This window comes from Marinobacter sp. UBA3607, from assembly GCF_002375525.1.
Lineage (GTDB): Bacteria > Pseudomonadota > Gammaproteobacteria > Pseudomonadales > Oleiphilaceae > Marinobacter > Marinobacter vinifirmus.
Window position 1 is genome coordinate 1 of record NZ_DFLY01000022.1, and the last position, 26,119, is coordinate 26,119.

28 protein-coding genes and 1 tRNA gene are annotated in these 26,119 nt (G+C 59.9%); 12 read left to right on the forward strand and 17 right to left on the reverse strand.

Annotation, left to right across the window (positions count from 1 at the left end; genetic code table 11):
- Positions 1–152: 152 nt before the first annotated feature.
- From hisF to B2589_RS07810, 5 genes are all read right to left on the reverse strand, one after another.
- On the reverse strand, positions 153–926 hold the full coding sequence (gene hisF, locus B2589_RS07790; protein WP_022989276.1) for an imidazole glycerol phosphate synthase subunit HisF: 774 nt from the start codon (positions 924–926) through the stop codon (positions 153–155).
- A 9-nt stretch (positions 927–935) separates the two neighbouring features.
- Positions 936–1,673 (reverse strand): 1-(5-phosphoribosyl)-5-[(5-phosphoribosylamino)methylideneamino]imidazole-4-carboxamide isomerase, encoded by a 738-nt coding sequence (gene hisA / locus B2589_RS07795; RefSeq protein WP_199456523.1) that lies wholly within the window; start codon positions 1,671–1,673, stop codon positions 936–938.
- 176 nt (positions 1,674–1,849) lie between these two features.
- The gene (gene hisH / locus B2589_RS07800; protein ID WP_286816174.1) at positions 1,850–2,488 is read right to left on the reverse strand and encodes an imidazole glycerol phosphate synthase subunit HisH; all 639 of its coding nucleotides are present in this window, start codon (positions 2,486–2,488) and stop codon (positions 1,850–1,852) included.
- 27 nt (positions 2,489–2,515) lie between these two features.
- Positions 2,516–3,109 (reverse strand): imidazoleglycerol-phosphate dehydratase HisB, encoded by a 594-nt coding sequence (gene hisB, locus B2589_RS07805; RefSeq protein ID WP_273132850.1) that lies wholly within the window; start codon positions 3,107–3,109, stop codon positions 2,516–2,518.
- 106 nt (positions 3,110–3,215) lie between these two features.
- The gene (locus tag B2589_RS07810) at positions 3,216–3,677 is read right to left on the reverse strand and encodes an SRPBCC family protein (RefSeq protein ID WP_022989272.1); all 462 of its coding nucleotides are present in this window, start codon (positions 3,675–3,677) and stop codon (positions 3,216–3,218) included.
- Positions 3,678–3,881: 204 nt separating this feature from the next.
- Here B2589_RS07810 and B2589_RS07815 point away from each other — a divergent pair, with 204 nt between their 5' ends.
- The 7 genes from B2589_RS07815 to B2589_RS07845 all read left to right on the forward strand — a co-directional run bounded on the left by B2589_RS07815 (position 3,882) and on the right by B2589_RS07845 (position 8,758).
- On the forward strand, positions 3,882–6,149 hold the full coding sequence (locus B2589_RS07815; protein WP_286816175.1) for an AsmA family protein: 2,268 nt from the start codon (positions 3,882–3,884) through the stop codon (positions 6,147–6,149).
- A complete protein-coding gene (mutY, locus tag B2589_RS07820; protein WP_286816176.1) occupies positions 6,146–7,210 on the forward strand; it encodes an A/G-specific adenine glycosylase in 1,065 nt (354 codons plus the stop codon). The genes B2589_RS07815 and mutY overlap by 4 nt, the downstream gene beginning before the upstream one ends.
- A 51-nt stretch (positions 7,211–7,261) precedes the next feature.
- A complete protein-coding gene (locus tag B2589_RS07825) occupies positions 7,262–7,534 on the forward strand; it encodes an oxidative damage protection protein (protein WP_022989269.1) in 273 nt (90 codons plus the stop codon).
- A 119-nt stretch (positions 7,535–7,653) separates the two neighbouring features.
- A tRNA-Phe gene (locus B2589_RS07830) sits at positions 7,654–7,729 on the forward strand.
- A 55-nt stretch (positions 7,730–7,784) separates the two neighbouring features.
- Complete coding sequence (locus tag B2589_RS07835) at positions 7,785–7,949, forward strand: hypothetical protein (RefSeq protein WP_286816177.1); 165 nt, start codon at positions 7,785–7,787, stop codon at positions 7,947–7,949.
- Positions 7,950–8,065: 116 nt separating this feature from the next.
- A complete protein-coding gene (locus B2589_RS07840) occupies positions 8,066–8,350 on the forward strand; it encodes a type II toxin-antitoxin system HigB family toxin (protein WP_022988141.1) in 285 nt (94 codons plus the stop codon).
- 12 nt (positions 8,351–8,362) lie between these two features.
- A complete protein-coding gene (locus tag B2589_RS07845) occupies positions 8,363–8,758 on the forward strand; it encodes a helix-turn-helix domain-containing protein (protein WP_286816178.1) in 396 nt (131 codons plus the stop codon).
- Between the two features lie 305 nt (positions 8,759–9,063).
- Here B2589_RS07845 and B2589_RS07850 read toward each other — a convergent pair whose 3' ends face one another.
- The 4 genes from B2589_RS07850 to B2589_RS07865 all read right to left on the reverse strand — a co-directional run bounded on the left by B2589_RS07850 (position 9,064) and on the right by B2589_RS07865 (position 12,053).
- Positions 9,064–10,299, reverse strand: a complete 1,236-nt coding sequence (locus B2589_RS07850) for an aromatic amino acid transporter (RefSeq protein ID WP_286816179.1) — start codon at positions 10,297–10,299, stop codon at positions 9,064–9,066.
- Positions 10,296–10,964, reverse strand: coding sequence for an alpha/beta hydrolase (locus B2589_RS07855; protein WP_286816180.1), 669 nt, complete (start codon positions 10,962–10,964; stop codon positions 10,296–10,298). Before B2589_RS07855 ends, B2589_RS07850 begins: the two co-directional genes overlap by 4 nt.
- Positions 10,965–11,013: 49 nt before the next feature.
- A complete protein-coding gene (locus B2589_RS07860; protein WP_199457049.1) occupies positions 11,014–11,763 on the reverse strand; it encodes a ParA family protein in 750 nt (249 codons plus the stop codon).
- Positions 11,764–11,897: 134 nt separating this feature from the next.
- Positions 11,898–12,053 carry a hypothetical protein gene (locus B2589_RS07865; protein ID WP_286816181.1) on the reverse strand — a complete coding sequence of 52 codons (156 nt, stop codon included), beginning with the start codon at positions 12,051–12,053 and terminating at the stop codon, positions 11,898–11,900.
- 75 nt (positions 12,054–12,128) lie between these two features.
- On the opposite strand from B2589_RS07865, the gene rhtB reads away from it, so the two are divergent.
- Positions 12,129–12,749 (forward strand): homoserine/homoserine lactone efflux protein, encoded by a 621-nt coding sequence (rhtB, locus tag B2589_RS07870; RefSeq protein WP_036219039.1) that lies wholly within the window; start codon positions 12,129–12,131, stop codon positions 12,747–12,749.
- Positions 12,750–12,821: 72 nt separating this feature from the next.
- On the opposite strand, the gene B2589_RS07875 is transcribed toward rhtB, so the two are convergent.
- From B2589_RS07875 to B2589_RS07885, 3 genes are read right to left on the reverse strand one after another with little or no spacing between them, the layout of a single operon-like run.
- Positions 12,822–13,688 (reverse strand): ABC transporter substrate-binding protein, encoded by an 867-nt coding sequence (locus B2589_RS07875; protein WP_199457051.1) that lies wholly within the window; start codon positions 13,686–13,688, stop codon positions 12,822–12,824.
- Positions 13,689–13,698: 10 nt separating this feature from the next.
- Positions 13,699–15,588 carry a TonB-dependent receptor domain-containing protein gene (locus B2589_RS07880; RefSeq protein ID WP_286816182.1) on the reverse strand — a complete coding sequence of 630 codons (1,890 nt, stop codon included), beginning with the start codon at positions 15,586–15,588 and terminating at the stop codon, positions 13,699–13,701.
- Between the two features lie 50 nt (positions 15,589–15,638).
- Entirely contained in the window at positions 15,639–16,592 is a 954-nt protein-coding gene (locus B2589_RS07885) for a LysR family transcriptional regulator (protein ID WP_199457052.1), read from the reverse strand.
- Positions 16,593–16,719: 127 nt separating this feature from the next.
- Here B2589_RS07885 and B2589_RS07890 point away from each other — a divergent pair, with 127 nt between their 5' ends.
- From B2589_RS07890 to B2589_RS07905, 4 genes are all read left to right on the forward strand, one after another.
- The gene (locus B2589_RS07890; protein ID WP_199457053.1) at positions 16,720–17,679 is read left to right on the forward strand and encodes an ABC transporter substrate-binding protein; all 960 of its coding nucleotides are present in this window, start codon (positions 16,720–16,722) and stop codon (positions 17,677–17,679) included.
- Positions 17,680–17,762: 83 nt separating this feature from the next.
- On the forward strand, positions 17,763–18,713 hold the full coding sequence (locus tag B2589_RS07895) for a FecCD family ABC transporter permease (protein ID WP_286816183.1): 951 nt from the start codon (positions 17,763–17,765) through the stop codon (positions 18,711–18,713).
- A gap of 22 nt (positions 18,714–18,735) precedes the next feature.
- Entirely contained in the window at positions 18,736–19,725 is a 990-nt protein-coding gene (locus B2589_RS07900; RefSeq protein ID WP_058341762.1) for a FecCD family ABC transporter permease, read from the forward strand.
- Positions 19,722–20,534 (forward strand): ABC transporter ATP-binding protein, encoded by an 813-nt coding sequence (locus B2589_RS07905; RefSeq protein ID WP_199457054.1) that lies wholly within the window; start codon positions 19,722–19,724, stop codon positions 20,532–20,534. Before B2589_RS07900 ends, B2589_RS07905 begins: the two co-directional genes overlap by 4 nt.
- A gap of 3 nt (positions 20,535–20,537) precedes the next feature.
- On the opposite strand, the gene B2589_RS07910 is transcribed toward B2589_RS07905, so the two are convergent.
- From B2589_RS07910 to B2589_RS07930, 5 genes are all read right to left on the reverse strand, one after another.
- Complete coding sequence (locus B2589_RS07910; protein WP_286816184.1) at positions 20,538–21,749, reverse strand: multidrug effflux MFS transporter; 1,212 nt, start codon at positions 21,747–21,749, stop codon at positions 20,538–20,540.
- 76 nt (positions 21,750–21,825) lie between these two features.
- On the reverse strand, positions 21,826–22,257 hold the full coding sequence (locus B2589_RS07915) for a DUF4124 domain-containing protein (RefSeq protein WP_199457056.1): 432 nt from the start codon (positions 22,255–22,257) through the stop codon (positions 21,826–21,828).
- Positions 22,258–22,363: 106 nt separating this feature from the next.
- Positions 22,364–23,572 carry a glycolate oxidase subunit GlcF gene (glcF, locus tag B2589_RS07920; RefSeq protein ID WP_199457057.1) on the reverse strand — a complete coding sequence of 403 codons (1,209 nt, stop codon included), beginning with the start codon at positions 23,570–23,572 and terminating at the stop codon, positions 22,364–22,366.
- 2 nt (positions 23,573–23,574) lie between these two features.
- Positions 23,575–24,642 carry a glycolate oxidase subunit GlcE gene (glcE, locus tag B2589_RS07925; RefSeq protein ID WP_199457058.1) on the reverse strand — a complete coding sequence of 356 codons (1,068 nt, stop codon included), beginning with the start codon at positions 24,640–24,642 and terminating at the stop codon, positions 23,575–23,577.
- Positions 24,635–26,107 carry an FAD-linked oxidase C-terminal domain-containing protein gene (locus B2589_RS07930; protein WP_199457059.1) on the reverse strand — a complete coding sequence of 491 codons (1,473 nt, stop codon included), beginning with the start codon at positions 26,105–26,107 and terminating at the stop codon, positions 24,635–24,637. The genes glcE and B2589_RS07930 overlap by 8 nt, the downstream gene beginning before the upstream one ends.
- Positions 26,108–26,119 lie beyond the last annotated feature (12 nt).

Consider the following 26,119-nt stretch of genomic DNA (forward strand, 5'->3'; position numbering starts at 1 on the left):
TCTCGGAAGGACACGGAAAAAAGCAAAAGATAAGGACTCTTTGGCCACGAAATCCACGAAAGAACACGAAATTAAAGACAAAGAAATTCTAGTTATTCAGTCGTTAATCTTTGTTCGTGTTTTTTCGTGGATTTCGTGGCAAAAAAATCTTTTCAGTCCCGAACTTCGATGCCCTGCGCCTTCATAAACGCCTTGGCTTCGGGAATGGTATGCTGGCCGAAGTGGAAGATGGAGGCGGCCAGCACCGCATCGGCGCCGCCTTTGGTTACGCCATCCGCCAGGTGCTGCAGCTCGCCCACCCCGCCTGAAGCAATTACCGGAACCGCCACCGCATCGCTGATGGCGCGGGTCAGGCCCAGGTCGAAGCCGATCTTGGTGCCGTCGCGGTCCATGCTGGTCAGCAGCAGTTCGCCGGCGCCCATGTCCACCATCTTCTTCGCCCATTCCACGGCATCCAGACCGGTAGGCTTGCGGCCGCCGTGGGTGAAGATTTCCCAGCGGGGCTCTTCGCCTTCTGCGCTTACCTGCTTGGCATCGATAGCAACCACAATGCACTGGCGACCGAATCGTTCCGCTGCTTCTTTCACGAATTCCGGGTTGAAGACCGCCGCGGTGTTGATCGACACCTTATCTGCGCCGGCATTCAGCAGCTTGCGGATGTCATCTACGGTGCGCACGCCACCGCCCACGGTTAGCGGGATAAACACTTCCGCCGCCATACGCTCGACGGTTTCGTAGGTAGTGTCGCGGCTTTCACTGCTGGCAGTGATGTCCAGGAAGGTGATTTCGTCTGCGCCCTGTTCGTTGTAGCGGCGCGCCACTTCCACCGGATCGCCGGCATCGCGGATGTCCACGAAGTTGACGCCCTTGACCACGCGGCCTTTGTCGACGTCCAGGCAGGGGATGATGCGTTTTGCCAGTGCCATGATCTGTCCTCAGTTTTGCAGGCTGTCGCAGTAGGCTTGCGCTTCGGCTACATCCAGGGTGCCTTCGTAGATGGCACGGCCGGTGATGGCACCGATGACGCCTTTGTCGGCGACGGTGGCCAGGCGCTTGAGGTCGTCCATGTTGGTGACGCCGCCGGAGGCAATTACGGGGATACCGCCCTCTTCTGCCAGTTTGGCGGTGGCTTCCACGTTAACGCCCTGCATCATGCCATCGCGGGCGATGTCGGTGTACACAATGGAGGATACGCCGTCGTTGGCGAAGCGCTTGGCTAGGTCTACGGCCATGACTTCAGAGACTTCAGCCCAGCCGTCGGTGGCTACGCGGCCGTCTTTGGCGTCCAGGCCGACGATGATGTGGCCGGGGAATTCTTGGCACATTTGCGTGACGAATTCCGGCTCTTTAACGGCTTTGGTGCCGATGATGACCCACTGCACGCCGGCCTTGAGGTAGGCTTCGATGGTTTCCGCGGAGCGGATGCCGCCGCCGATCTGGATGGGCAGGTTCGGGTATTTGACTGCAATCGCCTTTACGATTTCACCGTTTACCGGTTCGCCGGCGAAGGCGCCATTGAGGTCGACCAGGTGCAGGCGGCGGGCGCCGGCGTTGACCCACTTGGTGGCCATGTCCACCGGGTCGTCACCGAATACGGTGGAGTCTTCCATGCGGCCCTGGCGCAGTCTTACGCATTTGCCGTCTTTCAGGTCGATAGCGGGGATAATCAGCATTTTGCTCTTCCTATTCAGAAAGTCGGGCAAGGAGTTTGGCGCTCGCACTCTGGAGCAGGGAGGCCTATCAGGGACACGCTGTGAATACATCCCTGTACGCTTGACTGCAGCATCCCTGCTGCAGACAGTCCCTGAAAGGCCTCCCTACCCCAGAGCGCTATTAAGTGCTTGCCCGCTTACTTTCCAGTCCAGTTCGTAAAGTTTTCCAGCAACTGCAGGCCCGCCCGGGCGCTTTTTTCCGGGTGGAACTGCACTGCAAAGATGTTGTCGCGAGCCACCGCTGCCGCCAGGTCGACACCATAACGGGTGCGGCCGGCCATGTCGGCGTTGCCGTCGGCTTCGGCGTAGTAGCTGTGCACGAAGTAGAAACGGTCGCCGTCCGGGATGTTGTGCCAGAGCGGGTGGTCTGCGGTTTGGTACACCTGGTTCCAACCCATGTGGGGCACTTTCAGGCGTTCGCCGTTTTCGTTGAGGTTGTCGCCGAAGTAACGGACTTCGGACGGGAACAGGCCGATACCTTCCACGCCGCCGTTTTCTTCGCTGCGGGCCATCAGGGCCTGCATGCCAACGCAGATGCCGAGAAACGGGCGGTCCTGGGAGACTTCTTTAACAAGTTCAACCACACCCAGGCGGTGCATTTCGGCCATGCAATCGCGGATGGCGCCGACGCCGGGCAGGATTACCCGGTCGGCTTCGCGGATTTTGGCGGCATCGTCTGTGACCAGTACGGTGCAGTCCGGGGCCACGTGCTCTACGGCTTTGCGGGCGGAGTGCAGGTTCCCCATGCCGTAGTCGATGATGGCGACGGTCTTCATGGTGGTTCTGTTCCTATCGGTGACCGGTTACAGGGCGCCTTTGGTGGACGGGGTGATACCCGCCATGCGCTCGTCCATTTCAATCGCCATGCGCAGTGCGCGGCCGAAGGCTTTGAACACGGTTTCGATCTGGTGATGGGTGTTCTTGCCCTTCAGGTTGTCGATGTGCAGGGTCACCATGGAGTGGTTGACGAAGCCGTGGAAGAATTCTTCGAACAGGTCGACATCAAACCCGCCGACGCTGGCGCGGGTGTAGGGTACGTCCATGCTCAGGCCCGGACGGCCGGAGAGGTCGATCACCACGCGGGACAGGGCTTCATCCAGGGGCACGTAGGCGTGGCCGTAACGGCGGATGCCTTTCTTGTCGCCCACCGCCTGCTTGAACGCCTGGCCGAGGGTGATGCCGATGTCTTCCACGGTGTGGTGGTCGTCGATGTGGAGGTCGCCCTTACAGGTGATGTCCAGGTCTACCAGGCCGTGGCGGGCAATCTGGTCCATCATGTGGTCAAGGAAGGGCACACCGGTGTCAAAGCAGGCTTTGCCGGTGCCATCGAGATTGATCTCGACGGTAATCTGGGTTTCAAGGGTATTTCGCTCTACCCGAGCCTTGCGTTCAGCCATGGAGACTCCGTCTAGAAAACAGGCTTGCTACTGTAAAAATCAGATTCGCAGATTATACCCGTTAACACAGCCGGAGTCCCGCAACCGGATCAATCGCCCTGATAGCTCAGAACGCTTTCTTCAGGTTAGCCATGTAGGTGTCTACCAGGCTGTTGAACTCGTGCTTGATCACCGGGCTTATCGCCAGCTTGAGCAGGCTGGGCAGGGGGACGGTCAGCTGGGCACTGGTCTGGAAGCGCACCTTGGTGGCGTTGTCGCCATTGGCGGTGATGGTCCAGGCGCCGCTGACTTCGGCATTGCCCTCGCCTTTTACCGGATCCCAGGTGATTTTTCCGGCCTCTTTATCCGGGTGGTAGGTGCAGGCGTATACGGTCTGGATGGCGTGCTTATCAACACCCACCTTTTCCATTTCCCAGCGGTAGGCATTGCCACCAAGATCAACCAGCTTGTCGACTTTCGGGAAGTGGCTGACAGAACGGGGAACGTCTGCCAGAAGATCGAAAACGTCATCATAGCCTGCCGGAATCTCGAGTTCCCGGTTCAGCTCAATCGATACAGTAATGGCCACAGCCGACTCCTTTTTATGCTTATTTGCGTATGCTTGTTTGCGCACACCGGGACAACCCCGGTTTTTAACGGGGTGTATTTTGACCCAAGACTAACGCATTGTCATATTCCTGCACTGTTAATTTGCTAACCCTGCGTTATCCTTTGGGTAATTCATTCGTAATACGGCAGCAACCCAACCTGCCGGAAAGAAAAGGAACTCGCCATGAAAGCTGTTCGCTATGTGCTCTATGCTGTTGTCGCCCTGGTTGTACTGGCGGTTGCAGCGGTCGCCATTGCCGTCGCCGTGATCAACCCGAACGATTACAAGCCCCAGATTGAAGCCGCAGTGGAGAAGAACACCAACCTTCAGTTACAGCTTGAAGGTGACATCGGCTGGTCTTTCATTCCGCTGGGGCTGGAGCTGAACCAGGTTGAGGCAACACTGGAAGGCGAACGCTTCGTGGCACTGGAACAGCTGATTGCCAAGATCGATTTCTGGTCGTTGATTGCCATGTCGCCGCAGGTGAACACCTTCCTGCTCAACGGCCTGGACGCGCGGCTGGAAGTGAACGAGCAAGGCGAAGGCAACTGGGCGCGGATTATGCCGGAGAAGAGCGCAGATGGCTCGGAAGCGCCTGCAACTGACGGTGCCAGCGCCGAACCGGCGCCGACAGAAACCGCTGACACCGCACAAGAAACCCGCGGCGAAGCCCTGAACTTCAACGTAGAGAACGTGGAAATCAGCAACGCCAGCGTTCACTACAACGACAAGAGCACCGGCCAGTCCGTTACCCTGGAAGACTTCACGGTAACCGCCAGCAACATTACCCTGGGCTCCGAGTTCCCACTGGATATCCGCTTCAAGGTGGAAACCAGCCAGCCGAAGTTCGCGGTAGACGGCAGCATCAGCGCACAACTGAAAGCCAACCAGGCCCTCAACGAATTTGCCATGTCCGGCCTTAAAGCCGTTTTTGACATGAACGGTGAACCGTTCGGGGGCAAATCGGTCACTGCCGAGCTTGGTGGCTCACTGGCCGCCAACCTGGAGAACGAAACCGCCACCCTGAGCGGCTTCACCGCCAGCCTGGCCAACCTGAGCCTGAGCACGGACCTGAACGTGAAAGGCTTCGGCGATATGCCTGCCCTTGATGGCAAGCTGGCCATTTCCGAGTTTTCCCTGAAACAACTACTGAGCAACCTCGGCCAGCCCGCGATTGAAACCGAAGACCCGGACGTACTGAAGGCCATCGCGCTGTCCACCAACCTGGGCGGCGAGCCGGGCACCGTTGCCCTGAGCAACCTGAAAATCACCCTGGACGACACCACCTTCAACGGTGGCGGCAGCTACAACCTCGGCACCGGTGGGCTGGTGTTTGACCTGAACGGCGACAAACTCAATGCCGACCGCTACCTGCCACCCACGCCGGAAGAAGGTGAAGCCGCCTCCAGTGAGACAGCCGCTGAATCTGATAGCCCTGCACAGCAAACCGCCGCAGCCAGCCAACCGGAAACTGACCTGCTGCCACTGGAAACCCTGCGCACCCTGCTGCTGGACATCGACTTCGGCCTGGGCGAACTGATTGTCAGCAACCTGACCATCAACGAAATCAAAGCCAGCACCACCGCCAAAGACGGCCTGCTGAAAGTGGATGAGTTCAGCGGCAAGCTTTACGAGGGCAGCTTCGGCGCCAACGTGACCATCGACGCCCGCAGCGACAATCCCAAGTGGAACATTCGCTCCGACGTCAGCAAGGTGCAGACGCTACCACTACTGACCCAGCTGGCCGAGGTCGACATGCTCTCTGGCGGCGCCAACCTGAAACTGGCAGTAAACACCAACGGCAACCGCATCTCTGCCCTGCGCAACAATGCCAAGGGCGACATCAGCTTCAATCTGGCCGAAGGGCAGTTCCGCAAAATGAACCTGACCCGCATGGCCTGTCAGGGCATTGCCCTGGTGAACCAGGACTCCCTGACCACCACAGACTGGGGCACCACCACTCCGTTCAACGACATGCGTGGCACCCTGAAGATTGACGGCAACACCCTGAACAACACCGACCTGGTTGCGGCCCTGGCCGGCATGCGCCTTGAAGGCAACGGCACGGTTGACCTTGAGCAGACCAACCTGGACTACGAACTGGGCCTGCGCATCGTCGGCGAAATCCACCGCGACGAAGCCTGCCGGGTGACCGAGTACGTTGAGAACGTGGTTATCCCCGTGGAGTGCCGCGGCAACTTCAGCGAAGACCCGGCCGGCCTGTGTTCGTTCGACGGTTCCCGCTTCCGCGACACCATCAAGGACATCGCAGCCAACGCAGCCCGCGCCAAGGCCCAGGAAGAAATCGACCGGGCCAAGGCCAAGGCGACCGAAAAAGTAGACGAAGCCAAGCAGAAAGCCGAAGACAAGGTAAACGAAAAGCTTCAGGAGAAACTCGGTGAAGAAGGCGGCAAAGTGAAAGATGCCCTCAAAGGCCTGTTTGGCCAATGACCGACAGCTTCGCCGACCGGCTACTGAACTGGTACGACAACCACGGCAGGCACAACCTGCCGTGGCACCATAACCGCAACGCTTACCGGGTCTGGGTGTCGGAGATCATGCTCCAGCAGACCCAGGTAGCTACTGTTATCCCCTACTTCGAGGCCTTCATGGCCAGTTTTCCGGATGTGCAGACACTGGCTGCGGCACCGGTAGACGACGTGCTCAGCCACTGGTCTGGCCTGGGTTACTACGCCCGCGCCCGTAACCTGCACAAGGCTGCCAAACAAGTGGTGGACGAGCATGGCGGCGAGTTCCCGCAGGACCAGGAAACACTGGAAACCCTGACCGGCATCGGCCGCTCCACCGCTGCGGCCATTATTGCCCAGGCGTTCGGCAAGCGCGCCGCTATCCTGGACGGCAACGTAAAGCGCGTTCTGGCCCGTTACCACGCCGTGCCCGGCTGGCCGGGGCAAACCCCGGTACTGAAACAGCTCTGGCAGCATGCCGAGCAACACACTCCAAATGAGCGCGTGCGTGACTACACCCAGGGCATCATGGACCTGGGCGCCATGGTATGCACCCGCAGCAAGCCGGCCTGTGAAAGTTGCCCGGTGAACAACGGCTGCCTGGCCTATGCCCGAAACGAAACCAAGCTCTACCCAGGCTCCAACCCGAAAAAAGAGAAACCGGAAAAGACCACCTGGATGCTGATCCTGGAAGATAACGAAGGCCGCATCCTGCTGGAACGACGCCCGCCCAGCGGCATCTGGGGCGGCCTGTGGAGCCTGCCGGAACTGGACCCCGCCTATGGCGCAGAGGAACTGCAGGAAGCCTGTGAAACGAAGCTGGGGCTGGCCTGCAGCGACCCGCAACTGATCGGCGGCTTCCGGCACACCTTCAGCCACTATCACCTGCACATACAGCCAGCAAAGCTGCCGGTAACCGGCAGCACCAAAGTGGCCGATGCCGACAGCCAGCGCTGGGTGCACCGAGACCAGGCCTTAACCCTCGGCCTGCCCGCCCCCATTCGCACCCTGCTGACTGAGCCTGAACAGGCTACCCTGCTCTGAGCCCACCCTGATCTGTTATCATTCGCCCAGTCCACCAACACAGGAGCCGACATGAGCCGCACTGTTTTCTGCCGTAAGTATCAGAAAGAAATGGAAGGCCTTGCCATGCCTCCCATGCCCGGGCCCAAAGGCCAGGAAATCTTCGACAATGTGTCGAAAGTCGCCTGGGAAGAATGGCAGAACCAGCAAACCATGCTGATCAACGAAAAACACCTGAGCATGATGGACCCGAACAACCGGAAATACCTGCAGGCCCAGATGGAACGCTTCTTCAACAACGAGCCGTTCGACCAGGCCGAAGGGTTCGTTCCGCCGGAAAAATGAACGAACTGATCAAGGCCTGAACAACCCGGAAAAGTTTCAGAAAATTTTTGCGGAGTGGCCTTGACTCCCCAACCCTAAACCGGTTTAATAGCGCCCCGTTGCAGCACATAGCTGAACACGCCCGGATAGCTCAGTTGGTAGAGCAGGGGATTGAAAATCCCCGTGTCGGTGGTTCGATTCCGCCTCCGGGCACCATGAATTCAATGACTTAGCCCGCCTTGTGCGGGCTTTGTCGTTTCTGGGGCACCCCATGGGGGACTCACGGGACACTTCTCCACAAAACCAAGCAACAACCCGCAGCACTTTCTACCCGAAACTCTCACACAGCTGTCAGGAAGACATCCTTCTGAGCCTGGCCAGCGACACCCGCTGCCAGTCTGCAGAAGCTATCGTCGAAGGGGCGTTGCGCGAATGATCTACCGTGGCAAGGGAAGGCATTACGACCAATCGCTTTGCTTTTTATAATCAGACGTTATTTTCCCATTTCGGGAAAATAACGTAGCATTCCCGAAAAAGGAACTTTCTCATCCCATGAAGGTCTTAGCCAGGAACAAGCTGACAGACTTTATGCGCAAACACGCTTCCTCACGCAAGGCCCTTGAAGCCTGGTTTGCCGAAGCGGAAAGAGGTGATTGGCAAACGCCAAAAGACATCAAGGAACGATTCTCAAGCGCCGATTTTCTCGCGGACAACCGGGTCATTTTCAATATCAAAGGCAACCATTTTCGGCTGGTGGTCAAAGTGCGCTATCAAAACGGGATCGTCGTGGTGGAGTGGGTTGGAACACACGCTGAGTACAGCAAGAAAACATTCTGAGGGAACGGCATCATGGACCATCTGAAAATCATCAAAACTCCAGAGGAGCACGAGGCTGCTCTGGAGCGCCTTATGGCACTGATGGAGGCTGATCCACAAGAGGGCTCCCGGGAAGCCGACGAGCTGGAAGTTCTGGCGATGCTGATCGAACAGTATGAACAGCGCCAGTTCCCCATTGACCTTCCCGACCCCGTATCAGCTATCCGCTTCCGTATGGAGCAACAAGGGCTTAAGAACAAGGATCTCGTGCCCTTTTTCGGTTCGGCTTCCAAAGTGAGCGAAGTGCTGAATGGCGTTCGGCCTCTAAGCCTGAATATGATTCGCAGGCTGAACCATGGGCTGGGCATACCAACGGACATCTTGGTTCAGAGGCCCTCTCACGAAGCCGCAAGCGCGAGAGGATCTTGACAAGGGAACAACAAGCCGACGCTCTGGCACAGCGAGCCCTATAGGCCAACCTATTGGCAGCCAACTTCCAGCGGTTTGATATTGAAGGTCAAAGGGCGGCCAGAATGGTTTCCGCACTGCTGGTATCAATACCCGTGGTATCGATATTGAGCAGCTCGACCTTGCCGTCGTTGACGATCATCGCGTAGCGCTTGCTGCGCACGCCCAATCCACGCTCAGTCAGATCCAGCTCCAGGCAGGTGGGTTGCTGTACAACCCGGAGTGAAAGCTCCTGGCACCCCGAAAAGTATTGAAGGCTACGCCCCTCACCCCAACTGCGCCACCGGCAACCACCCCGCCAGCCCCATAAAGTGGAACAGCACCGTCACCACTCCGAACAACAGAACCAGCACAATCGCCGCCTTCCCGCCCGGAGCCATAAAGCCCGTTTTACCACCTTGAAGTGCTCTTGATTTCCAGGCCAGCAGGGCCGGGATGATACAGGCCCAGACAGCAGCGGCTGCGCCGGCATAGCCGATGGCCAGGACAAAGCCGAAGGGTGCCATCAGAGAGAGCAGCAGCGGCGGGATGAAGGTGATTGCCCAGGTTTTGGTGCGGCCCTTTCGGTCGTTTTCGAAACCGAAGAGGTCGGCCATGAAATCGAATGTCCCCAGCCCCACGCCCACAAAGGACGACAGAATCGCCGCCGCAGAGAAGGCGCTGATGGTATTGGCCACCCGCTCGGAGTCTATGGCAAACCCCAAGGCCGCCAGCAGCACGTCGACATCGCCGCCCCGGGCGACAACGGGTCCGAAGTCGGCCCTTGGCAGATTGCCGAAGATGCTCACCAGCCAGGCGATGTAAAACAGCAAGGCAATGGAGGTGCCGCCGAGAATAGCCTTCTGCGCCTTCCGCTCCTCCCCATAATAGGCTCGCAGGGAAGCAACCGAGTGGTGGTAACCGAAAGAGGTGAGAGCCACCGGCAACATGGCCAGCGCGTAGGGTGCGTACTGGCCATGCTGGTTGACGGTGTCGAACAGCACACTGAAATCAATCCGTGATGCGAGGCCGGATACGCCCAACACAAAGCTCAGCAGCATGAAGGTAACCAGCACCACCGAAAGCCGGTCCACGGCCCGGGTGGAGTGCCACACCACCAGTGAAAACACCGCCACAAAGGCCACAGATGCCAGCTTGCTGCTGACTCCAGTCACGCCCTGGATGATCAGCCCGGACGATGTAATGTAGGCATAGAGCAGAATGCCGCCGACAAAATAGACCATCAGGTTACTGAAGATATTCACCCGCGGCCCCAGCATGGACTTGGTGACCGTATTGAACGACGCCCTCAGGTCATAATGCTTCAGGGCTTCCAGCAGCATCCAGCCGGACAGCGTCATCACCACCATGGTGAGAATCAGGGCAAAGCTGGACCACAGCGTCCATGCACCGGCGCCGGAACTTGGCAGGCCAAGCATACCCGCGCCCACGCAGACGCTGGCGATGATGCTGGCGCCGCCGATGAGTGAAGGAGATCGTCTGGAAACCGGCTGGTCTGTCACTTTGCGCCCGCCACCCGCTTGGCCAGAAACACATCCAGATCCCGAACCTCTTCCAGGCAAAGGCTGTGCTCCATCCCATAGGCGTGATACTCCGGCTCGTACCCCAGCTCCTGCAGTTTCTGCGCAGCCGCCTGGCCAAGATGTTCCGCAACAACCTGGTCAAACCGGCCGTGGGCAATAAATATGGGAAGCTGGCGATTGGCCTCGCTCAGCCCGATAGAATCAGCGGTGGCAAAATAGGTGGAGAGGGCGAACAGACCACCCAGTCGCTCGGGATAGCTCAGTGCCAGCTCATAGGCCACCGCACCGCCCTGCGAGAAGCCGCCAAGGATGATGTTCTCGCTGGCAATGCCACGCTCCCGCTCCTGCCGGATCAGCTCTGCCACCATCGCCGCCGAGGCCCGCAGTTGTTCGGCATCCACCTTTCGGTCTACGTCCATGGCGAGGATGTCGTACCAGGCTGGCATCACGTAACCACCGTTGATGGTTACCGGCAACTCGGGGGCGTGGGGGAAAATAAAGCGGACTGGCTTCTCGCGGGAGAACCGGAACTCCGGAACCACCGGCTCAAAATCGTGGCCGCTGGCGCCCAGGCCGTGCAACCAGATGATGGTGGTTTCGGGATTGTCGCCGGTGTCGATTTGCAGGGTGTTCAGGGCGGTCATCGGGCCTCCGGATATCAGGGAAAGACCGGCGACTTTAACATTTTCCGCGTCAGCGAGCCCAAAGATCCTTTCGAACACTCTCCCAAAGCTTTCGAAACTCCGCCGCCGCTGGCGTATTCGATGCCAGAAGCTCCAGCGGCTTGCCCTCTTCTCCCATTCGCTCGACAACACTTGCGTAGGGAACAGCCACATTGACCGGCGTGCCAAGCAACTCCGCAGACTGACCCAGTATCTCCCGGTGCAGGTTCTTGCGACGGTCGACCATGGAGAAAAATGGCCGGAGTTTCTTGTTACCCAGCTTTTTGTCTTTCACAAACTCCCGTAACTGATTCCAGCTGTTGAGGGACAACCAGGTAGGGACCACCGGTACGTAAACCTTATCGGCCATTTCCAGAACCTGTTCGGTCAGGCGCGAGAGTGTGGGCGGGCAGTCCAGAACCACCAGGCTGGTGTCTTCGGACAGCGGAGCCAGCAGGTCTTTCAGTACGTTGTGCCCTTCTTCATGCTCAAGCTTGATATCGAAGTTGCGAAAGCTGCTGTGGGCAGGAATGAAGTCGAGGTTGGGGTAAACATCTTCGTGGATAAACCGGGCAATGGGAGATTTGCCTTCCAGCAGTTTAGACAGCTTACGGCCTTTGACCATCTCCGCCCCGGCCAGGTAAAAACTGGCAGCCCCTTGCGGGTCGAGATCCCAAAGCAGTGTGCTGATGTTAGCGCGGCTGGCGAGATAAGCGGTATTCACGGCTGCGGCGGTTTTGCCTACGCCACCTTTGGGGCTGTAGAAGGCGATGATTCTCATGGACGGGAGCTCCTGCTGTATCCGTTGTTACCAAACATTACAGGGTAACAGGCGCCATGACAGCAACTGTGAAGCTTTTATGACAGTTATCCCGGGAGCCGGCAGGCAGAAGGAAGGCTTTCGTAAAACCACGCTCACGCGGCTTTGCGGAAGCCCTCCATCCGCACAGCCTTGTCCCGGCTGCGCTTGTACCTGGTTTTGTCTTCAACCACGCGCATCTGGTATTTTGGGGTTCTCAGTTCCCGCTGCACGGCACTGTGCTGTGTGGCTTTCGCCTTTTTTCTGGCCATCTCGGTATCTCCTCGTTTGGCTCGGTTCTAACGGCGCGTATTATATCACTCCCCTGAATTTCGCGAGCGTAAGCAATGACACTCACTGTGTGGCTCACATTTCTGGTCGCAGCCCTTCTGATCAGTGTTTCTCCCGGTGCCGGCGCGGTCAACTCCATGAGCAGCGGCCTGCGTTATGGTGTACGTAAGTCCTTACCCACCATTGCCGGCCAGCAGTTCGGATATGGCGTACAGATTGTGCTGGTGGGCGCAGGCCTGGGTGCCATTGTGGCTTCGTCCAACACGGCCCTGATGGTCATCAAGTGGATTGGCGTGGCCTATCTGATCTGGCTGGGTATCCAGAAATGGCGGGAGCAACCGGTGGAGGCCACCCGCGCAGACCTGTCCGGATTCAGCCCCCGCCAGCAGTTCTGGAATGGCGCACTGGTGAACCTAACCAACCCGAAAGCCACGATTTTCCTAATCGCCCTGTTCCCGCAATTCCTGGTGGCCGGCGCGGCCCATGGGCAGCAGTTGGCCACCATGGGGGCAACCCTCATCCTGGTCGATATTCTGGTGATGGTGGGCTACGCCCTGCTCGCAAGCCAGCTGTTCCGGTTTATGACTACACCGAAACGCCAGCGGCAGATGAACCGCGTATTCGGTAGCCTGTTCGTGACAGCTGCAGTAGCGCTGGCGAGCTTTAAGCGGGCCTGAAGGCCGCACTTCCTCGAACAAAAAGGCCCGCTGGTTCTCTCCAGCGAGCCTTTTGCTTTCAATGCACAGACGTTAACGCACCGCGTTAACCACCTCATCCACCTGCAGGCGTACGCTCTGCAAGCCACCGCCGGAGAGGTACCAAAGGCCGGGATTGAGCACTACAACGTGGGTGGAGGCGCCGGCATCATTCAAGGCTGATTGCAGTGCCTGTTGCGGCAGCGGCTCAGCACCGATCGCGGCGCTGCGATCCACTACCAGCAGGGTATCCGGAGCCATCTCTGCCAGGGTCTCGACGTTCACCGGATAGAAGGTGCGCTCGCCGCGCGTAACCGGCGCTACAGAGTCCGGAACGATTGCCGGCGTCAGCGCCAGCAGCTCATAAACAGCGGGCTCGCTGCGCAAAGAAAAGTTGCCATCGTTGTGGGTAACCACGGTAACTGTGCCGGCATCAGCCAGCTCCGCTTTCTGTTCACCCACATGCTGCCAGAGCTCGCCCAGCTTGAGGCCTGCGGTTTCTTTAAGGCCATAGTAACTCGCCAGGTTGATTACATTGGCGTTTACCGCCTCCCGGAAGTCGCCTGTGGCCAGGGTTACATCGCGCACAGGGGCAACCTTTGCTGCCGAAATCTGGGCATCGGCGCCCTGACGACCGGTCATCAGTACCAGCCCCGGTTGCAGGTCTGCCAGCAGCTTCTGGTCAGGTTCTTTCAGGCTGCCGGCGTCTGGCAGTTTGGCCCCAAGATCAGCCAGGTAGTCCGGCAGCCCCTGCTGAGGAATGGCCAGGACCTTATCTTCCAGCCCCAGCTCCAGCAGCGTGTCCAGGGCACCGTGGTCGTAGCTGACCACGGTCGGGCCGGTAACCGAAGCGGTGGTTGCACAGCCCGCGAGTGTAAGGCCTGCCAGGGCTCCGGCCAGGGTGAGTTTCAGTGAGTTCATGCAATTCTCCTTAGAAGTCGACCGCAAGGCCAAGGTTCAGGCGGCGGCCATCCAGCACCACGCCATAGTCATCGTTGGTAATTTCTTTATCGGCGAGGTTGTACAGGCCCGCTGTTACCCGGGCGGTATCCGTCAGCCTGTACAACAAGCCCACATCCATCAGCGTGTAACCCGGCGTTCCGCTCTCCATATCTCTGCGGCCAAGGAAGTCACTGGTTTCGCCACGATAGTTAGTCTGGAACCACAGGTTCAGGCGGCCGCTGGCCTGCCAGTCCAGGTTGGCGTTGGCCATGTGTTCGGGAACCTTGTTCAGGGGCTCACCCTTGAACTCACCGGTTTTCTGCTCGGAATCGGTGTAGGTGTAGCTGGAACTGAGGGTTACCGCATCGGTCAGGTCGTAGTCGAGCGTCAGCTCGATACCGCGCATTTCGGCTTCGTCGATGTTGGCCCGGGTACTCAGGAACAGATAGTCATTACCCTGAAAACTACAGGTCCAGGTGCCCGGATCATCCCCGTCACCGTTCGGGGATTCGCAGAAGCGATCTTCCGCAATCTTGTCTTTGAAATCGGTCTGGAACAGCATCATGCTCGCATTCAGGCCCATGGCCCGGCTGTCGAAGACCAGGCCGGCTTCATAACTGATGCTGAACTCGGGGTCGAGATCCGGGTTGCCGATGATCAGCGCTCGGGGGTGAGGTGCAGGCGAGCCAGCGCCACCGGTGCCACGGCCAAACCCTTCCGTGACATCCGCCAGTCCGGGCTGGCGATAGCCGGTCGACACACCGCCTTTCAGGGTCAGCTCAGGCGTCAGGTCGTAAAGCGCATAGACCCGGGGCGAAAACTCGCCGCCAAACAGTTCGTCGTCGTTGTAACGCAGGCCGGTGGTCACCGAGAAGTCGTCGGTCAGGCCCCACTCCACTTCCGAGTAAACAGCGGCAATCCAGCGGTCAACACTGCGCACGGCACCCGGGATATTGGAGGTGAGCAAACCGTTGGTTTCATCCGTCAGCTTCTCCTGCTTGTACTGGCCACCCACGGTAACCACGTGATCACCCCAGAACCGTGTTGCCTGGGTATCCAGCATCGACACCTGCTCTTTCTTGGTCTGGTCCTGCACCCGTTCGGAAAGATCGTGCTGAACAAAGCTCCTGGTCATCCAGTTACCGTAGTTACCGGCGTGAGAGAGCACATAAACGTCTTTGTCGTAGATGTAGGTTGACCCGGTTTCATCCAGGGCCACGCTTTTGCCCGGGGTGCTGGTTTCTTCCAGGCGGGAGCTGTCATAGCTTAGGGCAAATTCGTTTTGGTTATCCGGAGTGAAAATCAGCTTGGCTCCGCCCATCGTGCGCTTACTTTCCGGGGTACTTCTGGCGGAATCGTCGGCGCCGGCGAAATCGCTTTCATCGTCACCCGCCCAGGACGCATTAACCTCGGCACTCAACAAACCTTCCACCAACGCACCACCGGCAAACAGGCTGGTTTGCTTGCTGTCGTTGCTCACATCGTTAAAGGACTTGGTGTATTCGGAGGAAACAGTGCCAGCCCACTCACCCCGGTTTTTACGGGTGATGATGTTGATGACGCCACCCATGGCCTCAGAGCCATAGAGCGAAGACATAGGCCCGCGGATCACTTCCACCCGTTCGATCATTGAAATCGGCGGCAGGGCAATCTGCTTGCCACCGTCCTGGCCGTTGGTGTTTACCGAGCGGCCGGCAGACACCGGCCGACCGTCCACCAGGTACAGCGTGTAGCTATCCTCCATGCCCCGGATGCTGATGTCCTGTGCCCCACCACCACCGGTAACGTACACACCCGGAATGTTATTCACCGCATCGACAATGCTTTTGTAGGATTTCTTGGCCAGTTCATCACTGGAGATCACCGAAATACTCGCCATGCAGATGCGAATCATTATTAGTTGCGACTACATTAACACAAGGCAAGGGTTCAGTTGTTGATATGATCTGTTCCAGTATCCGGAACAATGCCCTCCGCTAAGCAGGGGCCGGCCAGCCAGGCCATGGGTACCGAGCTTCTCAAATGGGCAATAAAAGCCCGCACCCGGCGCGGCAGATGGCCGTGGGGGTAAAGCAGGGTTACCGGCAAGTCCGGGCCACGCCAATCTGGCAGGCAGCGGCGGAAACTGCCGGGATGGGCGCGCATACGCTGTTCTACCAGCCAGTCCGGCATCAGCCCCAGGCCCCGGCCAGCGGCGATGGCATCGCCCTGAACACAGAACTGGTCAACCGTAAACTGTCGCTCCGGGGCGGATAGCGGATAGGTCCCCTGGGCAGAATTGTGCAGCACCGTTCCCCCGCCATGGCGGTTTAGCATATCCACCCAGGCATACCGGCCGAGCTCTCCCGGCGTTGCAGGTAAACCGGCCTGCTCCAGGTAGCCGGGGCTGGCATACACACTCTGGGCAAGCAGGCCCAGGCGCTCCTGTCGCAACGGGCATTCGGGCGCGGCGCCCAGCCAGAGGCAGATGCCGTTATCCAGTTTTTCCGGCACCCGCTGCTGGGTATGCAGCGCCACCCGCATGTCCGGGTATTCGTCCATGAAGGCTTCCACCACGCCGGCAAACCAGCCGCGCACCAAGGATTCATGGCAGCACAGCTCCAGCCGGCCGCTGACCTCCTCTTTCAGTTCATCCAGGGCTTCCCGCCCCCGGGCGGCCAGCTCAAGAATGTCGTTGCTGTATCGATAGAACACCCGCCCCGCGTCGTTCGGTACAACCTTTCTGGACTGGCGCAGCAGCAACGGCTGACCCACTGCCTCTTCCAGTTGGCGAATCCGGCGGCTGAGGGTAGATTTCGGGCAACCGAGATCCCGGGTACTGGCGGTCAGGCTGCCGGTGCGAACTACCGAGACAAAGGCTTCCAGCTCTTCAAGGTCGTACATAGCGCGTTCCATATTTTGCAACAGACCGTTCCGGTTTAGGGCTTTAAATTATTAATGCGAACCATTATCATTCTTTTCCACTTTATATTGCAAACTATCTAACGCCCCGGCACGGAGCATTTCCGGTATGTCCTCTTTATCAAACCGTCTTCGCAGCACACTATTTCAAACCCTAGCCGCTGTAACCGTGGCTTCTGTCGGCCTCGGCCAGGCCATGGCCGAAACCCGTACGGTTGAATCCGCATACGGCCCGGTGCAGATCAGCGGCCAACCGGAACGGGTGGTCACCCTGTACGAAGGCGCACTGGATGCAGCGCTGGCGGTTGATGCCAATGCCGTGGGGGCAGTCATTACCCGTGGCGGCAGCGACGTGGCCGAGTACATCAAATCTGAAGCCGGCGACATCGCGATTGTTGGCGCACCGGCGGAAACCAATATCGAAGCGGTGATTGCCGCACAGCCAGACCTGATCCTGGCTCCGCCCCGCATTAACCAGCAGCAGGTGGCGTTGCTGTCCCGTATTGCCCCGGTGGTTGCCTCCAACGTGCCCATGTTCCAGCCAGACAGCTGGGAACGGGAAACCCGGCTGTTCGCAAAGGCCATGGGCCGCGAAGCCGAGGCTGAAAAGGTAATCGGGCAGGTGAAGGAGCGAATTAGCGAGGTGGCGCAAGTGGTCTCTGCAAAGATCCCTGCCGGTCAGCGTGATGCCGCCCTGGTACGCTGGATGCCCCAGGGGCCGCTGGTGATGGCTGAGGGCCTGTTTTCCGCATCGCTGCTGCAGGCCGTGGGTTTTGAACTGACCGACAAGGATCTGGTGAAAGAAGGACGCCCGCACAGCGAGCCTCTGAGCCTGGAAAACCTGTCCAGCATGGACCAGAGCTGGGTGTTCCTGGCCACGCTGAACGAAGACGGCGACAAGGCGCTGGACGCCGCCCGCAAGTCTCCGGCCTTTGCCCGGCTGAATGCGGTGCAGAATGACCAGGTTATCGGTGTCAGCGGCCAGCTCTGGACCAGCGCCACTGGCCCCCTTGCCGCGCTTGCGATCCTGGATGATATCGAAGCTGCCGTGAACGCAATCCAGCCCTGAAGGCCGAGCCCTTGAACGCTTTATCCCCAACCAGCGCAGTTGCGTCTCGCGCTCTTTCCCTGCCGCTTATTGCGGCGGGGCTTTTGTTGTTTCTGATCATCATCGCCAGCCTGCTCTACGGGGCGGGCCCGGTCTCAGCCAGCAAAGCTTTTATGGTGCTCGCCGGCAGTGGCAGCGAAGAAGCCCGGTTTGTGGTGAGCGAATTACGGCTGCCACGCACCATCATCGGCCTGGTGACTGGCCTTGCGCTTGGCCTGGCCGGCGCACTGTTGCAGTCGATGACCCGCAACCCTCTGGCCGAGCCGGGCCTGTTGGGCGTAAGTGCCGGCAGTGGCTTTGCCGTGGCCCTGGCCATCCTGTTTGGCGCCAGCACCGCCACCCTGACCAGCTTCGTTGCCCAGCTGGGCGCCCTGGCCGGTTGTGCACTGGTTATCGCGGCCACTCGTGTACAGGGGCTGGGTAACGACCCGGTCCGGCTGATTCTGGCCGGTGCCACTCTAACCGGCCTGCTGCTGGCCCTTACCTCCATGCTGATGCTGATGGACCAACGTGCCGCTGATGAAATCCGTTTCTGGATTACCGGCAGCATCGCCGGCAAACCGCTCAGCATGCTGCAAGCCACCCTGCCCTCGATCCTGGCTGCACTGATTCTTATCGTTATCGTTGCCCGGCCTCTCGCCGCCATGGCGCTGGGCGAAAAAGCGGCCGTAGGCCTGGGGCATCATCCGGGGCGCATCCGGTTCCTGATCGTGCTCACGGTCGCTTTGCTGGTGGGTTCAGCCACCGCCCTGGCCGGGCCGCTGATCTTTGTCGGGCTGGTGGTGCCCTTTATTGCCCGGGCCTTTGCCGGGCCGGATATCCGCAAAACCCTGTGGCTGTGTGTGCCGGTGGGCCCGGCGGTGGTGCTGGCCGCAGACGTGGTCTCACGCCTGATAGCCGCCCCGGCGGAATTGCCCCTTGGTGTAGTCACCGCACTGATCGGCGCCCCGGTGCTGCTGGCCATTGTTCGTGCCGGCCGTATGCCGTCGCTGTAACCCTGAGGTTTACTGATTAATCATGCCGGATAAACGCACCACCCTTGCCAACAGCAGCCTGCTGGTTTTGCTGCTACTGGCGGTGATCACATCGCTATCGATGGGCACCGTTCAGGTCCCACCACCGGATGTTCTGCAGGCCCTCATGGGCAACGCAGACCCAATGACCGCCTTTGTCGTCAATGAACTGCGTCTTAGCCGGGTTGTTGCCGGCCTGCTCAGCGGCGCAGCCCTGGCCATGGCCGGCTGCCTGATGCAGACCCTGGCCCGGAACCGCCTGGCCACGCCGGGCATAATCGGTATCGATAACGCCGCCACTGCCTTTGCCGTAGCATCCGTGGTGGGTGTGGGCCTGTCGCTGGCCCCCTCTGCCATGGCCCTGGCCGGTGCCGCCTGCGCTACTGCCATCGCCTTTGGCCTGGCCGGCGCCAACGGCACCCGGGGCTACCGGTTTATTGTGGCCGGCATCGGCATTGGCGCCATCGCTGGCGCGGTCACCCAGGTGATGCTCAGCCGGGTGGCCATCGACGCTGCCAACGCCGCCTATCCGTGGACCGTGGGCAGCCTGAATGCCCGCTCCGGCAACAGCGTGCTGGTACTGGCTATCGGCCTGGCCGCCGGCTATGCCATCCTGATGTTGATCAGCCGGGCCCTGAATACCCTGCAGTTTTCCGATGCTGTAGCGATCGCCCTGGGCACCCGCCTGAAAGCCACCCGTATTCTGGGGCTGGCGCTGTCGGTGTTGCTCACCGGCCTCGCGGTTTCGGTGTGTGGCCCAGTGGGGCTCATTGCCCTGCTGGCACCGGAGCTGGCCCGAACCATCTGCCGGCCCGGCAAGGTTCCGTTGACGGCCTCGGCGCTGGCCGGAGCCACTTTTATGGTGGCAGCAGACCTGCTAGGGCGCACCCTGTTTTCGCCACTGGAAATTCCGGTGGGCATCATTACCGCCATTGTTGGCAGCCCCTACCTGCTGTGGATTCTGCTGAAACCTTCCCGAAGGAGCCTGACATGAGCCCTGCACAAACCGCGACCCTGGCGGCAGACAGCATTACCCTGGCCCATCGCCAGTTCACCGTGGCCGAAAACCTGAGCGTGACCCTGCCCACCGGCAAGGTGACCGCCATTGTCGGCCCCAACGGTTGCGGCAAATCCACCCTGCTGAACGGCCTGGCCCGCATCCACGCACCGGCAAAGGGCTCGGTGCTGCTGGACGGCAAGGACATTCACCGCCTGCCGTCCAAAGACGTAGCCCGCAAACTGGCGCTGCTCCCCCAGGACAACACCGCCCCGGAAGGCCTGACCGTGGCCGACCTGGTACGTTTCGGCCGCCAGCCCCATCAGGGCTGGATGAAGCAGTGGTCAAACGACGATCAGCAGGCGTTTGATCATGCAGTACAGGCGGCAGACGTTGCCGGCCTGGCGGAGCGTGCGCTGGATACCCTCTCGGGCGGACAGCGCCAGCGGGCCTGGATTGCCATGGCGGTAGCCCAGCAAACGCCGTTGCTGCTGCTGGACGAACCCACCTCGGCTTTAGACCTGGGCCACCAGATTGAAGTGTTTGAACTGATTCGTACCCTGAGCGGGCAAGGCAAGACCATCGCCATGGTGGTGCACGACCTGGCCAGCGCCTGCCGCTATGCGGATCACATGGTGGCCATGAAAGCCGGGAAGATTATTGAGGAAGGCACTCCCGCGGAGATTGTCTCGCCGGAGCTTGTGCAGGACCTTTACGGGGTAAGCTGCGACCTGATTCAGGACCCCGCCACCGGCAGCCCGCTGCTGGTGAATGTGCGGCGCAACAGCAACTTCAGCGCGGCCTGAACCTCAGACCGCAGCCTCCGCCGCCGCTTCTGCGGCTTTCTCCCGGGCCACTGCCGCCGGGGCGCCCAGTGACAGCAACACTGCTCCCACTGAGCAGGCAAGCATACTCAGGGCAATCGGCAGCAACGCTTCACCCCCGAATGCTGCAGACAGGGCGCTGATGGCACCGGCCAGGGTAAACTGGGACGCCCCCAGCATAGCCGCCGCAGTGCCGCCCATATGCGGGAAGAACTCCAGGGCATTCGCCATGTTATTGGGCACAATACCGCCCTGACAGCCCACCGCGGCGATAATAAATCCGGCCACCGCCCACAAGGGTCCGTCCATCATAACCACCGCAACCAGGCCAAGCAGCATCACGAACTGGATAACCACCTGCACCCGCAGCAAAACCACCGATGAGAAGGCGCGCAGCAGTGGCCGGTTGACCAGGTTCAACACCGCCATCAAGCCAATGTTGGCAGCAAACAGCATGGAGAAGGTGCTGTTCGACAGCCCGAACCACTCCTGGTAGATGAATGACGAATGGGTGATAAACAGCATCATGCTGCTGAAGCTCATTACCTGGATGCCGATAAATCGCATGGTGGTGCGGTGCCTGAGCACCAGCATGTAGTTGGTCACCAGGGTTTTGACGGGAGTTGTTGCCCGGGGCCGGGGCTTGAGACGGGGAAACAAAGCCAGCTGAAGCACCACGGCCAGGAAGAAGGCGTAGCCGGCCAGGAATACATAGATCAGGTGCCAGTCGCCCAGCGCCAGCATAAGGGCACCAAGGGACGGTGCCGCCGCCGGGGCAATAAACATGATCAAGCCGATCAGCCCGAACAGTCGGGCGGCTTCCTGACCGCCAACCTGGTCCCGCACAATGGCCGGTACCGATACCGCACAGAAGGCACCACCAATGCCCTGCACCACCCGCCAGGCGATCATACTGGTGAGGTTGTCGGCCAGCGCGACCATCAGGCTGGCTATAGCAAACACCGCAAGCCCCGCAAACAGGATGTTCCGGCGCCCGTAACGGTCCGACAGCGGCCCGCCCACCAGCTGCGCAAGCCCCAGCGTCGCCACATAGGCACTCAGGGTAAGGCCAACATCGGCATGGGGAATGCCGAAGCCATCGGCGATGCTGGGAAACGCCGGCAAATACGCATCCAGGGCCAACGGCCCCAGCGCAACGGTCATGCCGAGTAACAGTGCGAGCTGAAAGTGGGACAAAATCTACCTCCTGTGCAAGGTAGATAGCTAACAGTAATTATTATCAAACAGCAATCAGAGTTTTCCGCAAACCCGACTAATTGAGCATACACTCCCGGCTGTATAACTGACTGACCTGGCGCCGTTTTTGCCGCAGCCTGTTGCCCCGGTCATTGCCGTATCCGGCCCTGAGCTGGCCCTGAATCCGGTCCAGCTGCTTTCGGTATTTCTCACACTGTCTGGCCAGCTTTTCGGTTTCCCGGGCCCGGGCATATCGGTCCCTGGAACCGGGCACCAGCAAGCGGTCCACTTCCGCCCGGCTCCGGCGCACCTTGTCGGCCTGGCGGATGTTCTCACTCATGGGCACGGTCACCGGCGGCTGTACCGTCACACTGGCATGCCGCTGCTGTTTGGGAGGCGTATCGGAGAAGTGGATGGCGCCGTTGGCATCCGTCCAGCGGTAGATCTCAGCGGTCGCGGGTGTTGCCAGCGCCACACATAGCAGGCTCAGGGCCAGGGTCCTTGGCATGGGTTCACATCCTGTGAATTGGTCAGTAAAGCGCCCCGCCGATGGGAACGGCGGGGCCGGAGCGCAGGGACTATACCCTAAAATGCAGGCAGGTTCAGGGGCGCCGTTAACGGTCCAGCAACTCGATCCAGTGGTTAACCGGCACTTCCGCCTTGCTCTCCAGGTGCAACTGGCAACCAATGTTGGCCGTTACAATCCGCACCGGGTTATCCATCGTTAGTGCTTTCAGCTTGTTGTCCAGCAGCCTCTGGCTCATTTCCGGCTGGGTGATGGAATAGGTGCCGGCCGAGCCGCAGCACAGGTGCTTGTCCCTGGTGGCAGCAAGCTCAACGCCAGCCCTGGCGAGCACCTGCTCCACTACCCCGCTTTGCTTCATCGCGTGCTGCAGTGTGCACGGACAGTGGAACGCCACCTTACCGGCATGGGCACTGGCCTTCAGCGGTTCAAGGTCCTCTTTCAACAGGAAAGCACCCAGATCTGTGCAGAGTTCACTCACCTTTCGGGCCTTATTGGCATAGACCGGGTCATCCCGCAGCAAATGACCATAATCCTGGACCATGGCACCACAGCCAGAAGCTGTCATGATGATGGCTTCCGCCCCGGCTTCAATGGCTGGCCACCAGGCATCAATGTTGCGGCGCATCTGCTCCAGGCCACGCTCATGCTCGGACAAATGATAGTTCACCGCGCCACAGCAACCGGCCTCCGGGGCTTCCACCATGGTGATGCCAAGCTTGTCCAGCACCCGGGCAGCGGCGGCGTTGGTGTTGGGTGCAGCCGACGGCTGAACACAACCAGCCAGGGCCAGCACTACACGGCTGTGACTGGAGGCTGGCCACGGACTGGCCTGCCGGCGTGGCGGCACCTTGGTACGCAGCTTTTCCGGCAACACCGGCCGGAACGCCTGGCCCACTCGCAGCATGAGTCCGAACAGCCGGCGGTCAGGCAGGAGGCGGGTCAGTGCCCAGCGCAGCCATTTCTCCCGGGGTTTTCGGGGTAACTCCTTGTCGATCAGGCCGCGGCTGATATCCACCAGTCGGCCATACTTCACACCCGACGGACAGGTGGTTTCGCAGCTTCTGCAGGTCAGGCAACGGTCGAGGTGCTCGCGGGTTTTCTCGGTAACCTCACCGCCTTCCAGGAACATCTTCATCAGATAGATGCGGCCACGGGGGCCGTCTCGCTCGTCGTTCAGTTCCTGGTAAGTCGGACAGGTTGCGGTGCAGAAGCCGCAATGCACACAGGCCCGCAGAATCTCTTCGGCTTCCTGGCCTTCCGGGGTGTTGGCGAAGTGTTGAACCAGATTCGTTTGCATAATTACAACCAGCTGTAGAGGCGACCGGGGTTGAAGATAGCGTCGGGGTCGAACGATTTTTTCACGCGCTGCTGTATGGTTTTCAGGGCCTGGGGCTGGCCGTGCATCACCTCGCCGGTGCGATCTCCACCCCGGAACAGGCTGACCTGGCCGCCTGCAGCCCGGGCCAGGGGCTCCAGCTGATCAAGGGAAGCCTGGCCACGATACCAGCGCTGGGAGCCAGCCCAGTCGATCATCCAGGGGCCGTCCAACTCAGGCGTTTTCGCGGTAGAGTCCACGGAGAAACGCCACAGGGGCAGTTCCGGGTCATCAAAGAAGGGGTGCTGCATGTCCTGCACCTGCCGCCAGAACTGCTCGCCGTCCGCCAGAACCTGGCCACCCCATTGCTCCGCGGTCGCCTCAACGGCAGACTTTGCACCGGCCAGACGCAGGTAGACCTTGCCATCCACCCAGCAGGCACCGGTAATCGGTTTGGGTTCACCGGCGCGGCGGTTCATGTATTCCACCACCTCGTCCATGGTCATCTCACGCACCAGGGTTGTGGTAGCGGCCGGCTTGGGCATGACTTTCAGACTGATCTCGGTGATGACGCCAACGGTTCCCATGGCACCGGCCTGCAAGCGGGAAACATCGTAGCCCGCCACGTTCTTCATTACCTGGCCACCAAACCGCAGGTGCTCGCCCTTGCCGTTCAACAGGCGAATACCCAGTACCTGATCCCTGACCGAGCCAGCCCAGGGCCTGGCAGGGCCGGACAGGTTACAGGCCAGGGTGCCACCAATGGTGGAGGCATCCCCGAAATGCGGTGGTTCAAAGTGCAGACACTGGCCCTGCTCCGCCAGCACCGCTTCGATCTCTTTCAGGGGGGTGCCTGCGCGTACCGTCAGTACCAGCTCCACCGGATGGTATTCCACCACGCCGGTGTGTTCGGCCAGACTGAGCGTGCCTGCTTCAGCGCTGCCCTGGCGCCCCATGAACGATTTCGTTCCACCACCTACAATGTTGAGTTTCTGCCCGTTACTGCGGGCCTGGAGCACCTGCTCCTGTAACGTTTGAATCTGATCAGCCATGGGCAGCATCCGCCTGTTGGTGCTTGTGTTGCTTGTGCTCGATGGATCGGTATTCCTGGCAGAATTTCAGGGTGGGCACCCCCTTGCCCGGGTTCAGAATGCCGGTGGCATCGAAGGCCGCTTTCACCTCGTGGAACTGCTGCAGCTCTTCATCATTGAACTGCACGGCCATCTGGCGGATCTTCTCCACACCCACGCCGTGTTCACCGGTAATGCAACCACCCACTTCCACACACAGCTCCAGAATGGCGCTGCCGAAGGCTTCTGCCTTGTCGAATTCGCCGGGTACGTTGGCATCAAAGAGAATCAGCGGGTGCAGGTTGCCATCGCCGGCGTGAAACACGTTGGCCACACGCAGGCCGAACTCTTCAGACATCTTTTCCATTTCCAGCAATACCCTCGCCAGGTGCCGGCGCGGAATGGTGCCATCCATACAGTAGTAATCCGGCGAAATCCGACCCACCGCCGGGAATGCCGATTTGCGGCCTTTCCACAGCAGCGCCCGCTCCTCTTCACTTTGAGAGGTTCGGATAGACGTGGCTCCAAGCTTGCGGAACAGGGCTTCGGCCTCTGCGATGTGCTCGTGCACTTCCTCTTTCGTGCCGTCCACTTCACACAGCAGCAGGGCTTTGGCGTCCCTTGGGTAACCGGCGCCACAGAAATCGTCGGCGGCGATAATGGCGTGGCCATCCATCATTTCCAGGCCGCCGGGAATAATGCCGTGGGAAATCACGCCACCCACCGCATCGCCGGCTTTTTCGATACTGTCAAAACCCGCCATGATCACCTGGGCCACTTCCGGCTTGGGCAGCAGCTTTACCTTCACCTCGGTGACGACACCCAGCAAACCTTCAGAACCGGTCAGTAAGGCCAGCAGGTCCATGCCGCAACTGTCCAGGCCATCACTGCCCACCGTCACCCGGTCACCCTCGGCAGTGATCATTTCCACACTCAGGATGTTGTGTACGGTCAGGCCGTACTTAAGACAGTGCACACCGCCGGAATTCTCCGCCACGTTGCCGCCGATGGTACAGGCAATCTGGGAGGATGGATCCGGGCCGTAATAAAGGCCGTATTGGGCCGCTTCTTCACTGATGGCCAGGTTGCGGACACCAGGCTGCAGGCGTGCGGTACGCCCCACCGGGTCGATGTTCAGAATCCGGTTGAACTTGGCCAGCGACAGCACCACCCCCTCTTTATGGGGCATGGCGCCGGCGCACAGTCCGGTACCGGCGCCGCGGGCCACCACCGGCACGCCGTGTTCGTGGCAGATGCGCATCACCCGCTGCACCTGTTCTACCGTTTCCGGCAGAACAACCAGCATGGGCATTTCCCGGTACATGGCAAGGCCGTCGCACTCATAGGGCCTGAGGGTTTCGTCATCCGTGATCACGAAATCCGGGTCGATAAAGGCCCGGAACTGCTCAGCCAATGCCGACTTGCTGACCTTCGCTCTGGTAGTCATAGCATTCTCGAA